Below are 11,683 nucleotides of genomic sequence, written 5' to 3' on the forward strand. Positions count from 1 at the left end.
TAAACCGCCCCCGCCCGCCCCGCGACCCGCGCGGGCGGGACCGGTCAGGCCGGTTCGAGGCGGACGACGACGGACTTGGAGGTCGGGGTGTTGCTCACCTCGGCGGTGCTGTCCAGGGGGACGAGGACGTTGGTCTCCGGGAAGTAGGCCGCGGCGCAGCCGGGGGCGGTGGGGTAGGAGATGACGCGGAAGGCGGGGGCGCGGCGCTCGGTGCCGTCCGACCATTCGGAGACCAGGTCGACGGTCGCGCCGTCGGCGATGCCGAGGTCCGCCAGGTCGGCGGGGTTGACGAACACGACACGGCGGCCCGCCTTGACACCCCGGTAGCGGTCGTCGAGGCCGTAGATGGTGGTGTTGTACTGGTCGTGGCTGCGGACGGTCTGCAGGAGCAGCCGCCCCTCCGGGACCCGCAGGACCTCCAGCGGGTTCACCGTGAGGTTGGCCTTGCCGGTCGCGGTCGGGAACCTGCGCTCGTCGCGGGGCGCGTGCGGGAGGGTGAAGCCGCCGGGCTCGCGGATGCGGGCGTTGTAGTCGGCGAAGCCGGGGACGACGCGGGAGACGTGGTCGCGGATCACGTCGTAGTCGCGCTCCATGGCGTCCCAGCCGATGCCCGAGTCCGGAAGTGCGGCCCTCGCCAGCCGGCAGACGATCGACACCTCCGAGAGCAGGTGCTCGGACGCGGGGGCCAGCCGGCCCCGGGAGGCGTGGACCATGCCCATCGAGTCCTCGACGGAGACGAACTGGGGGCCCGAGTCCTGGTCGTCGCGCTCGGTGCGGCCGAGCGTCGGGAGGATCAGGGCCAGCTCGCCGGTCACCGCGTGCGAGCGGTTCAGCTTGGTGGAGACCTGCGCGGTCAGCCGGCAGGTGCGCAGGGCGGCCTCGGTGACGGCCGAGTCGGGGGTGGCGCGGACGAAGTTGCCGCCCATCCCGAGGAAGAGCCTCGCCCGGCCGTCGCGCATGGCGCGGATCGCGTCGACGGTGTCCAGGCCGTGCTCGCGCGGCGGCTCGAAGCCGAACTCGGCGGCGAGGGCGTCCAGGAACGCGGGCTTCGGCTTCTCCCAGATGCCCATCGTCCGGTCGCCCTGCACGTTGGAGTGGCCGCGCACCGGGCAGACGCCCGCGCCGGGGCGGCCGATGTTGCCGCGCAGCAGCAGGAAGTTGACGATCTCCCGGATCGTCGGCACCGAGTTGCGGTGCTGGGTGAGGCCCATCGCCCAGCAGACGATGATCCGCTTCGCGGTGAGGACGTCGCCGAGCGTCGCGGCGATCTCGCCGCGGGTCAGCCCGGTCGCCTCCAGGACGTCGTCCCAGTCCAGGCCGAGGGCGTGCTCGCGGAACGCCTCGAACCCGTGGCAGTGGGCGTCGAGGAAGCCGCGGTCGACGGCCTCGGGCGCGTCCGACTCCAGCAGCAGGCGGTTGAGGGCCTGGAACAGCGCCAGGTCGCCGTTCAGCCGGATCTGCAGGAACCGGTCGGCGAGCACCGTGCCCTGCCCGGTCACCCCGGACGGGCGCTGCGGGTTCTTGAACCGCATCAGCCCCGCCTCGGGCAGCGGGTTCACCGCGACGATCCGGGCGCCCTCCTTCTTGGCCTTCTCCAGCGCCGAGAGCATCCGCGGGTGGTTCGTCCCCGGGTTCTGGCCGACGACGAAGATCAGGTCGGCTTGGTAGAGGTCCTCCAGCAGCACCGAGCCCTTGCCGATGCCGATCGTCTCGCTCAGCGCCGACCCGGACGACTCGTGGCACATGTTGCTGCAGTCCGGCATGTTGTTGGTGCCGAACGCGCGGGCGAACAGCTGGTAGGCGAACGCGGCCTCGTTGCTCGTCCGGCCCGAGGTGTAGAAGACGGCCTCGTCGGGGGATTCGAGGGCGTTCAGCTCGGACGCGAGCAGCCCGAACGCCTCGTCCCAGCCGATCGGCTCGTAGTGCTCGGACCCGGCCCGCTTCACCATCGGCTCGGTGAGCCGCCCCTGCTGCCCGAGCCAGTGGTCGGACCGCCCGCCCAGCTCGGCGACGGTGTGCCGGGCGAAGAACTCCCGCGTGACGCGCCGCGTCGTCGCCTCCTCCGCGACGGCCTTCGCGCCGTTCTCGCAGAACTCGGCGACGTGCCGGTGGTCGCCCTCCGGCCACGCGCAGCCGGGGCAGTCGAACCCCTGCTTCTGGTTGACGCGCAGCAGCGTCAGCGCCGTCCGCCGGACGCCCATCTGCTCGTACGACTGCCGGAGGGCGGCGGTGACCCCCGGGACGCCCGCCGCCCACGTCTTCGGCTCCGTGACCTCGAGGCCCGAGTCGTCGAAGTCACCGGTGGGCGCCTTGCGCGTCATGGGGAACACATCCTCCTGGTCGGCGGTCGTCTCTCCCACACTGTCGCACGAGCGCGGCGTTTCCGGCCCTTCCGGATCCGCAGGATGGAAGCGGGCCGCCGCCGCGCGCGCCGTCACTGGGGCGGGCCCTCCGTCAGGCGCAGCGCGGCCCGCATGCGGGCGCCCTGCCGGTCGGTCCATTCGACGCGGACGGTGTCGCCGGGGTGGCGGGCGAACATCAGCGACGTCAGCGTGGACGGGGAGTCGACGGTGTCATCGCCGAAGGCGACGATGACGCCGCCCACCGGGATGCCGGCGGTCTCGGCGGGCGTGCCCGGCACGACCTCGGCGACGAGCGCGCCGGGGGAGCGGCCGTTGGAGCGGACCTTGACGCCGAGCATGGCCGTCGGCCCGATGTGCACGGTCGAGGACGCCTCGCCGCGCTGGATCCGCCGGGCGATCTCCAGCGCCCGGTCGGACGGGATCGCGTAGCCGCGGTGGTCCTTCTTCGGCTTGGTCCCCTTGGTGGAGAGCCCGGCGGACGCGGCGGTGTTGATGCCGATGACCCGGCCGCCGGTGTTGAGGAGGGGGCCGCCGGAGTCGCCCGGCTTGATCGGCGCGTTCGTCTCGATGAGCCCGGTGAGGCGCTCGGAGGTGCCGCTGTTGTCGTCGCGGGCGGTGACGGCCTGGTCCAGCGCGGTGATCCTCCCGGTGACGACGGACGGCGTCCCGCCCTTGCCGCCCGCGTTGCCGACGGCGGTCACCACGTCGCCGACGCTCGCCTCGGCGGCGGAGGCGAACGTCGCGGTCTTGAGCCGCGCCGCGCCGGTCAGCCGGATCACCGCGATGTCGCCCGCCCGGTCGTAGCCGACGACCACGGCGGGGTAGCTGCGGCGGTTGTCGGTGTCGGTCCCCTTGATCGTGGTGGCGCCCTTGATCACGTGGTTGTTGGTCAGCACCAGGCCGGTCGCGGTGAGCACGATGCCCGTCCCGGCGGCGCGGGTGCCGTTCAGGTCCTGCTCGGTCTCGATGTTGACGACGCCGGGCTTGCGCCCGCTGGGCTTGCCCTGCTTCTTCGCGGTGGTCTTCACCGGGGGCGGGACGTCCTGCGGCCCGCCGTTCTCCATCACCCGGCAGCCCGGGGCGAGGAGGGCGAGCAGGGCGACCAGGAGCATCGGTAGTGCGGCGCGGACACCGCGACGCACGGGGTACTCGCTCACCTCGGTGCCTCCTCCCGCTGATTCCTCCAATGATTCCCGATTCATGGCGAATAGTCCTTGACCCCCTTATAGCTAACGGCTATCTATATAGCTGACCGTTAGGGGGGTGGCGCGGGCTCGCCGACCCGTCCGGGAAGGGAGAACGTGAGCGTGGAGGACGTCCTGCGGGCGCGTGGCCTGCGCAGGCACTACGGGACGGGGCACGCGCTGGTCCGCGCGGTGGACGGCGTCGACCTCGGGGTCGCGGCGGGGGAGACCGTCGGGATCATCGGGCCGAGCGGCTGCGGCAAGTCCAGCCTGCTGCACCTGCTGGGCGGGCTCGACCGGCCGGACGGGGGCGAGCTGTGGCTGGGCGGCCGGCGGATCGACCGGCTCTCCGAGACCGCGGCGGCCCGGCTGCGGCGCGGCCGCATCGGCTTCGTCTTCCAGGCGTTCCACCTCGTGGACGAGCTGACCGCGCGCGAGAACGTGGAGCTGCCCGCGCTGCTCGCCGGGGCGTCCGCGCGCGCCGCCCGCCACCGCGCCATGGACCTGCTGGAGCGGGTCGGCCTGACCGGCCGGGCCGGGCACCTGCCGGCCGCGCTGTCGGGCGGTCAGCGCCAGCGCGTCGCGGTCGCGCGGGCGCTGGTCAACGACCCGATGCTGCTGCTCGCCGACGAGCCGACCGGCAACCTCGACAGCGCCGCGGCCGCCGGCGTGCTGCGCCTGTTCGCCGCGCTGCGGGCCGAGGGCCGCACGATCGTCGTCGTCACCCACGACTCCCGCATCGCCGGCACCGCCGACCGGCTGATCACGATGCGGGACGGCGCGTTCGTCGACCAGACCGTCCTCGCGGGGCGCCCCGGCGACCTCGGCTCGCTGGCCGGGCCGCTCTGACATGGGCCGGACGCTGATCGCGCTGCGGCTGGCGCTGCGGGACCTGCGCCGCCGCCCCGCCCAGTCGCTGCTGCTGCTGATCATCATCGCCGCCACCGCCGCGACGCTCACCCTCGGCCTGCTCGTCCGGGGCGCCGCCGACGACCCCTGGGACCGGACCCGCGCCGCCACCGCCGGGCCGGACGCGGTCGCGACGGCCGCGGACACCGCCGCGCTGAGGGACCTCGCCCGTGCTCCCGGCGTCGTCGAGGCGGGCACGCCCTACCCGGTGCTGTCCACCACGCTGCGGGCGCGGGGCGCCGCGGTCAACGCGGTCGCGCAGGGCCGCGCCACGGCGCCGGACCGCCTCGACCGGCCCTACGTCACCGACGGCCGCTGGACGGCCCCCGGGACGGCGGTGGTCGAGCGCGCCTTCGCCGGCGCGCTGGGCGTCCGCCCCGGCGACCGGATCGTGCTCGGCGGCCGGGCGTTCACGGTCTCCGGCGTCGCGGTGACGACGGGGCGCGTGCCGTATCCGTCCGCCTCGCCGGGGCTGGTCTGGGTCACCCGCGCCGACGCCGCCCGCCTGGAGGCGGCCGAGAGGCGGTGGACGATGCCGCTGCGGCTCGCCGACCCGCAGGCCGCGCCCGCCTTCGCGGCGGCGCACCCCGGCGTCCGGTCCGCGCAGGACATGGCCGCCTACGCCACCAGTGAGCTGCGCCTGGCCAACGGTCTGCTGCTCGCCGGGACGTGGGCGCTCGCGATCCTGGCCGGCCTGTGCGTCGCGCTGCTGGTCGGCGGGCGGCTCGCCGAGCAGGGCCGGCGGGTCGGGCTGCTGAAGGCCGCCGGCGCGACCCCCGCGCTCGTCGCCGCCGTGCTGCTGGCCGAGCACCTCGCGGTCGCGCTGGCGGCGGGCGTGCTGGGGCTGCTCGGCGGCTGGGCGGTGTCGCCGGCGCTGACCGCGCCGAACGCGGGCCTGCTCGGCACCGCGGCGGCGCCCGCGCCGGGCCCCGGCGTCGTCGCCGCCGTCCTGCTCGCCGCGCTGGCGGTCACCGTCGCGGCGACCGCCGTCCCCGCGCTGCGCGGGGCCCGGATCAGCACGGTGGCGGCCCTCACCGAACCGGTGCGCGCCCCGCGCCGCTCGCGGCTCGTCGCATTGTCGGCCGGACTGCCCGTCCCGCTGCTGCTCGGCGTCCGGGTGGCGGCGCGCCGCCCGCGCCGGACCTGGCTCGCCGCCGCCAGTACGGCCGTGACCGTCGCGATGGTGGTGGCGGCCCTCGCGCTGCACCGGGACGTCGCGCGCAAGGACGCGGGCGCGGCCGGTCCCGACTTCGTGCCCGGCGCCGGGAACCCGGTGACCGAGCGGGTGAGCGAGATCGTCCTCGTGCTGTCGCTCGCACTGCTCCTGCTGGCCGCCGTCAACGCGGTCCTCACCGCCTGGACGACGTCGCTCGACACGGCCCGTCCCGCCGCCCTCACCCGGGCGCTCGGCGCGACGCCGCGCCAGGTCGCGGCGGGGCTCTGCGCGGCGCAGCTGCTGCCCGCGGCCGCCGCCGCGCTCGCCGGCGTCCCGCTCGGGCTGCTGGTGCACGCGGCGGCGCTGGCCGCGGCCGGCGGGCACGGCGGCGCGGGCGTTCCGGCGCTCTGGCTCGCCGCGGTCGTCCCCGCGACGCTCGCCGCCGTCGCCGTCCTCACCGCCGTGCCCGTCCGGCGCGCCGCGACCCGGCCGGTCGCGCGGGCGCTCAGCGGGTGAAGTAGCGCCGGGGGTTGTCGACCAGCATCTGGCCGAGCTGCGCGTCGGTGACGCCGGCGGCGCGCAGGGCGGGCAGGACGTCGTCGCTGATGTGCCGGTAGTTCCAGTTCGGCTGCATCGCCGGGACGGTCGCCGGGTCGGGCCCGAACCAGTCGATGAAGCAGCTCGCGTCGTGGCTGAGGACGATCCGGTCGGCGTACCCCCGCTCGCACAGGGACGCGATCGTCGCGACCCGGTCCCCGGTCGGGTTGATGATGTCGAGGCCGAACCGGTCCATGCCGAGGATCGCGCCGGTGTCGGCCAGCTCCATCAGGTAGCCGAGGTCGTTGCTGTCGCCCGCGTGCCCGATGACGACCTTGGCGAGGTCGACGCCCTCCTCGCCGAGGATGTCGACGACCGTCCGGCCCGCGTGGACCGAGCTCTCGGTGTGGACGGTGACCGGGGCGCCCGTCTCCCGGTGCGCCCCGGCGACGGCCCGCAGGATCCGCTCGACGCCGGGGGTGAGGCCGGGGGCGTCCACCGCGCACTTGAGGAACGCGGCCTTGACGCCCGTGCCCGCGATGCCCTCGGTCAGGTCGCGGGTGAAGTGCGCGATCATCGGGTCGGGGCCCTCGTCCAGCATCGCGCCGGGGCCGCGGAAGTGGAACTGGAACGGGATGTCGTTGTAGGTGTAGATGCCCGTCGCGACGATGATGTTGAGCTCGGGCAGCTGCTCGGCGATCCGCTTGATGCGCGGGATGTAGCGGCCGAGCCCCCACACGGTCGGGTCGGCGATCGTGGTGATGCCCCGGTCGACCAGCTCGCGCAGCTTGGCGACGGCGTCGGAGACCTTCTCCTCCTCGTCCCACCAGTCGCCGAGGCCGTAGTTCTCGACGTTCTCGGTGCTGAGGACGAAGACGTGCTCGTGCATGAACGTGCGTCCCAGGGCGGTGACGTCGACGGGACCGCGGACGGTCTCTACTGCGGGCATCGGCTCTCCTCGGGAATTCGCGCCGCCGGGTGCATACCGACCAGTCGGTTTCTGGCAAGCTAAGACGCGGGGCGCACCCCCGTCAATGCCCGCTCCCCGAGGAGGTGCCCAGGTGACGGACACGGTACCGGTGCCGGAGTCGACCGCGCCCGTCCGGCAGAGCGCGGTCGAGCGGCGGATCCTGGACGCCGCGCTGCGGCTGTTCGCCGAGCGCGGCTTCGACGGGACGTCCGTGCAGGGCATCGTCGAGGCGGCCGAGGTCACCAAGGGCGCCCTCTACCACTACTTCGACTCCAAGGACGACCTCCTCTACGAGATCTACCACTCGCTGATCGCCCGCCAGCTCGCCGACCTCGGCGCGGTGCTGGCGCGCGGGCTGCCGCCCCGCGAGGCCGTCCGCGCGGTGCTCACCGGCTTGATCCTGAGCACCGCCGAGCACATCGACGAGGCGAAGGTGTTCGCCCGCGACAAGGACCGGCTGGACGACGCCCGGATGCGCTCGGTCCGCGCCGACCGCCGCCGCTACCACGTGATGTTCCGCGGCCTCGTCGAGCAGGGCCAGCGGGACGGCGTGTTCAGCACCGCCACGCCCGCCGAGACCGTGACGATCGTGGCGCTCGGCATGGTCAACCAGCTGCCGTCCTGGTACCGCCCGGACGGCCCGAAGACCGCCGCCCAACTGGCCGACGAGGTGGCCGGCTTCATCCTCGCCGCCCTGGACTAGCGCCGCTCCGCGAACGCCGACCGCCCCCGCCTCGTTGATCTGCGGCGTGTTGTTGTTTTCGACGCGCTCATAACAACAACACGCCGCAGGTCAACGGACCCGGTGAACCTTGGTGGACATCGCGCTCACGCCGGCTTCGCGGGTGGCGGTGGCGGTGACCGCTGCGGCGAGCAGGGCGAGCGCGGCGATCGAGACGGCCATCGGGAGGGCGGTGTCCGGGCCGGCGATGCCGGCGAGCGGCGCGGCGGCGCCGCCGAGCGTGAACTGCGCGACGCCGAGCAGGGCGGACGCGCTCCCGGCGACGCGCGGCGGGCGTCCCGACAGGGCCAGCGCCGTGGCGTTCGGCAGGATCAGGCCCTGCCCCGTCGCGACCAGGAACAGCGCGGGCAGCACCCCGTGCAGGCCGGCGTCCGCGGCGACCGCGGCGAGCAGGCCGAGCCCGCCCGCGGCCACGATCGCGAGCCCCGCGGCCAGCAGCCGCCGCAGCGGCACCCGGCCGGCGAGCAGGCCGCCGACCTGCCCGGCGGCCACGATCCCGAGCGAGTTGGCGCCGAAGGCGATGCTGAACCCCTGCGGCGACAGGCCGTAGATGTCCTGGAGCACGAACGGCGACCCGGAGATGTAGGTGAACAGCGCGGCGAACGCGAGGCCGATCGTGAGCGCGTAGCCGACGAACGCCCGGTCGCGCAGGAGGGCCTGGAACGTGGCGGCCGTCGCGCGCAGCCCGCCGGTCTCGCGCCGCTCGGGCGGCAGCGTCTCCTTGAGCCCGGCCAGCGCGGCCAGGAACAGCGCCACGCCGATCCCGGAGAGGACGGCGAACACGCCCGGCCACGGCATCAGCCGCAGCAGCTGCCCGCCCAGCACGGGCGCGAGGATCGGAGCGAGCCCGTTCACGAGCATGAGCACCGAGAAGAACTTGGCCGCCGCGATCCCGTCGTACAGGTCCCGGACGATCGCCCGCGCGATGACGATCCCGGCGGCCCCGGCGGCGCCCTGCACCACCCGCAGCGCGATGAGCGTCTCCACCGTCGGCGCGGCGGCGCACAGCAGCGACGCGGCGGCGTAGGCGGCGAGCCCGGCCAGCAGCGGACGGCGCCGGCCGAGCCGGTCGCTCAGCGGCCCGGCGACGGCCTGCCCGATCGCGAGGCCCGCGACGCACCCGGTCAGTGTGAGCTGCGCCTGCACCGCGCCCGTGGACAGGTCGCCGGTGAGCGAGGGCAGCGCCGGCAGGTACATGTCGATCGACAGCGGCGCGACGGCCGTCAGGGCGCCGAGCAGGAAGATCAGCGCCAGCCGGCGGTTCCCCGGCCTGGCGCCCGGGTCGGCCGTCTTCGTCATGCGGTCTCCAGGACGACGGGACGCCCGGCCGTGCGTTCACGGCCGGGCGCACTCGGGATGGACTCAAACAGTAGTGACCACTTGGTCGTAGCTGAGACGCGGGTTGCGGGGGAACCAGGCGTCCGGGCCGGGCTTGCCGGCGTTCACCACCGCGATCGGCCGGATCCCGCCGCCCGGGAAGAACTCCTTCTCGACGGCGCCGGCGTCGAAACCGGCCATCGGACCGGCCGCGAGGCCGGCGGCGCGGATGCCGAGGATCAGGTAGCCGAGCTGGATCGAGGCGTTGAAATGGGCCATCGCGGGCCGGCCGGGGGAGGCGTGCAGGTCGTCCCGGATGCCCTCCCGGTGCGGGAAGGTGACCGGCAGGTGCTCGTGGAAGTCCTCGTCGGCGCCGACGATCAGCGTCAGCGGCGCGGTCGCGGTCTTGGCGCGGTTGCCCTCGCTCATCAGCGGGACGAGCCGCTCGCGCGCCTGCGGGGAGCGCACGTCGACGATCCGGAGCGGCTGCGCGTTCATCGCGGTCGGCGCCCACTTCACCAGGTCGTAGATCGCGCGGAGCTGCTCCTCGGTGACGGGCTCGGACGTGAACGTGTTCGCGGTCCGGGCCCCGCGGAACAGGACGTCCTGGGCGGCGTCGTCAAGGGTGAGCAGCGGCTGGTGCGCGTCGGTCGTCGTCTCGTGGGTCGTCATTTCGTGCCTCTCGCGAGGAATCAGGTGGTCCGAGAGGTTGAAGCCGACGACGTTGCGTTATCTTCCATGTCAGGAAGTGTCGTCGGTCACACGGCGCCGGTCACACGGCCCTAGAAGGGGAACCGTTCGGCCGCGGCGACGACGGCGCCGGTGACGGTCGCGATGGTCAGCGCCGACACCCCGGCCAGCACGGCCCAGCGTCCGACCTGGTACCCGGCGGGCACGCGGCCGGATCCCCGCCCCCGCACCGGCCAGGGCGCGCGGAGCGGCGCGGTGCCCGGCGGCTCCTGCGGCGCGTCGGTGAGCGGGCCGTCGCCGTTGGACGTCCCGGCGGGGCCGAGCCCGGTCACCCAGCCGAGCAGCTCGGCGACGTCCGCCGGCTCGGTGCCGAGGCCGGAGGCGAAGTACCGGACCTGCGCGGCGACCTGGTCGAGGGTGCGGACGGTGTTGCCGAGGCCGACGCGCCCGAGCCAGTCGCGCAGGTCGGCGTCCTCGCCGAGGCAGCGGCCGACCTCCGTGCGGACCAGCAGGTCGGTCTTGGTGACGACGACGGCGACCCGCTTCTGCCGCCCCTGGTCGGGACGGGACCGCAGGTCGTTCAGCACCCGCTGGAGGGTGTCGGCCGGGTCCTCCTCCGAGGACACGGCCGCGTGGTCGATGAGGTCGCGCTCGTCGCCGGTGAGGGCGCGGCGCAGGTGGGGGAGGGCGAACGGGTCCACGATGAACAGCAGCGCCTCGCTGTGGTCCAGGTAGCGCAGCGACTCGACCTCCGTCGCGCCCGTGTAGTGCTCGCCGGCGGGGTCGAACAGGTACAGGATGCGCCGCGCGCGCCCCGGGAGCTCGACGTCCACCATGGTCGCGAGGGGCAGTTCCGGGCCGGTCTTGGCGAGCCGCCCGCCGCGCTGGAACTCGCGGATCGCGCCCGCGTACGCCTGCGCGTGCCGCTGCTCGACGAACGCCAGCCGTCCGTGGACGGCGCGGGCCCGCGCGTGCAGCGCCCGGATGCCGAGGACCATGAACGTGGTCTTGCCGGCCGCCGGGCCGCCGACGAACGGCAGCGGCTCCACGCGGACGCGCCCGATCCGCTCCGGCAGCCGGCCGCCGCAGTGCGGGCAGTACGCGGCCAGCCGGAACCGCCCGAGCGGAACGGTCGTCGGCAGCCGCGCCCCGCAGCGGCACACGTTCCGGAACGCGCCGCCCGCGCCGGGCGCGAGGCGCCGGTGCCGCGCCCCGCAGCCCGGGCACTCGTACTCGGGCAGGCCGATCCGCTCGTAGCAGAACGGGTGCGGGCAGGTCTGGAGGATCCGCCCGTACATCATGAAGCCGCGCTCCACCGCGGCGAGGACCAGCACGCACGCCAGCCACCCCGCGAGCCCGATCGCCGCGACGACCCCGTACAGGACGGTCAGCGCCAGCACGAACACCGACGCGGGGACGGCGGCGGCGACGATGCCCGCGCACAGCGCCAGCCAGACCGGGAAGACGAAGAACCCCCACGGGCCGCCGAGGAGCGTCCGGGTGAGCCGCACGACGATGGCCCGGGCCGTCCGGTACACCTGCGGGACGACGGTGCGGCTGATCGTCCACCAGTCGCGCCACACCTGGCCGAGCAGGTAGTGCCGGTAGGCGACGTCCGGGGCGGCGACCGGCGACGGGCCCTCCAGGCTGGACGGCGCGAGCGTCCGGCACGCGTGCAGGTAGTACACGCCGAGCGCGGCGGCCCCGGCGACGACCAGCGTCGCGGCGAACAGCACCGGGAACACGTACATGAACCCGAGCCACATGGCGCCCAGCCAGACGGCGATCAGCAGCAGCACGATGATCGGATGCACG

At 74.6% G+C, this 11,683-nt stretch carries 9 protein-coding genes; 3 read left to right on the forward strand and 6 right to left on the reverse strand.

The window, feature by feature from the left end:
• Nucleotides 1-44: 44 nt before the first annotated feature.
• On the reverse strand, nucleotides 45-2,321 hold the full coding sequence (locus tag ABFX46_RS15755; protein ID WP_346042870.1) for an FdhF/YdeP family oxidoreductase: 2,277 nt from the start codon (nucleotides 2,319-2,321) through the stop codon (nucleotides 45-47).
• A 113-nt stretch (nucleotides 2,322-2,434) separates the two neighbouring features.
• Complete coding sequence (locus ABFX46_RS15760) at nucleotides 2,435-3,520, reverse strand: S1C family serine protease (RefSeq protein ID WP_346042871.1); 1,086 nt, start codon at nucleotides 3,518-3,520, stop codon at nucleotides 2,435-2,437.
• A 150-nt stretch (nucleotides 3,521-3,670) separates the two neighbouring features.
• Between ABFX46_RS15760 and ABFX46_RS15765 the strand changes: the two genes are divergently transcribed.
• Both ABFX46_RS15765 and ABFX46_RS15770 read left to right on the forward strand, forming a co-directional pair.
• Nucleotides 3,671-4,396, forward strand: coding sequence for an ABC transporter ATP-binding protein (locus ABFX46_RS15765; RefSeq protein ID WP_346043194.1), 726 nt, complete (start codon nucleotides 3,671-3,673; stop codon nucleotides 4,394-4,396).
• A gap of 1 nt (nucleotide 4,397) precedes the next feature.
• Complete coding sequence (locus tag ABFX46_RS15770; protein ID WP_346042873.1) at nucleotides 4,398-6,128, forward strand: ABC transporter permease; 1,731 nt, start codon at nucleotides 4,398-4,400, stop codon at nucleotides 6,126-6,128.
• Here the strand turns inward: ABFX46_RS15770 and ABFX46_RS15775 are convergent.
• A complete protein-coding gene (locus ABFX46_RS15775; protein WP_346042875.1) occupies nucleotides 6,118-7,098 on the reverse strand; it encodes a phosphotriesterase family protein in 981 nt (326 codons plus the stop codon). The genes ABFX46_RS15770 and ABFX46_RS15775 overlap by 11 nt on opposite strands.
• 112 nt (nucleotides 7,099-7,210) lie before the next feature.
• Here ABFX46_RS15775 and ABFX46_RS15780 point away from each other — a divergent pair, with 112 nt between their 5' ends.
• Nucleotides 7,211-7,822 (forward strand): TetR/AcrR family transcriptional regulator, encoded by a 612-nt coding sequence (locus ABFX46_RS15780; RefSeq protein WP_346042877.1) that lies wholly within the window; start codon nucleotides 7,211-7,213, stop codon nucleotides 7,820-7,822.
• Nucleotides 7,823-7,912: 90 nt separating this feature from the next.
• Here the strand turns inward: ABFX46_RS15780 and ABFX46_RS15785 are convergent, their stop codons facing one another.
• The 3 genes from ABFX46_RS15785 to ABFX46_RS15795 form a co-directional block, all read right to left on the reverse strand.
• Complete coding sequence (locus tag ABFX46_RS15785; RefSeq protein ID WP_346042878.1) at nucleotides 7,913-9,160, reverse strand: multidrug effflux MFS transporter; 1,248 nt, start codon at nucleotides 9,158-9,160, stop codon at nucleotides 7,913-7,915.
• Nucleotides 9,161-9,223: 63 nt separating this feature from the next.
• Nucleotides 9,224-9,850 carry a malonic semialdehyde reductase gene (locus ABFX46_RS15790; RefSeq protein ID WP_346042879.1) on the reverse strand — a complete coding sequence of 209 codons (627 nt, stop codon included), beginning with the start codon at nucleotides 9,848-9,850 and terminating at the stop codon, nucleotides 9,224-9,226.
• A 110-nt stretch (nucleotides 9,851-9,960) separates the two neighbouring features.
• Nucleotides 9,961-11,682, reverse strand: a complete 1,722-nt coding sequence (locus ABFX46_RS15795; RefSeq protein ID WP_346042880.1) for a TRAFAC clade GTPase domain-containing protein — start codon at nucleotides 11,680-11,682, stop codon at nucleotides 9,961-9,963.
• Nucleotide 11,683: the final 1 nt, after the last annotated feature.

It is taken from the genome of Actinomadura chokoriensis (assembly GCF_039529475.1).
Taxonomy (GTDB): Bacteria; Actinomycetota; Actinomycetes; order Streptosporangiales; family Streptosporangiaceae; genus Spirillospora; species Spirillospora bangladeshensis.

What these genes read in the sequence shown, in the direction of transcription:
- ABFX46_RS15785 (WP_346042878.1), bottom strand. Translation starts at nt 9,160, where the DNA reads ATGACGAAGACGGCCGACCCGGGCGCCAGGCCGGGGAACCGCCGGCTG.
- ABFX46_RS15755 (WP_346042870.1), bottom strand. Translation starts at nt 2,321, where the DNA reads ATGACGCGCAAGGCGCCCACCGGTGACTTCGACGACTCGGGCCTCGAG.
- ABFX46_RS15770 (WP_346042873.1), top strand. Translation starts at nt 4,398, where the DNA reads ATGGGCCGGACGCTGATCGCGCTGCGGCTGGCGCTGCGGGACCTGCGC.
- ABFX46_RS15775 (WP_346042875.1), bottom strand. Translation starts at nt 7,098, where the DNA reads ATGCCCGCAGTAGAGACCGTCCGCGGTCCCGTCGACGTCACCGCCCTG.
- ABFX46_RS15790 (WP_346042879.1), bottom strand. Translation starts at nt 9,850, where the DNA reads ATGACGACCCACGAGACGACGACCGACGCGCACCAGCCGCTGCTCACC.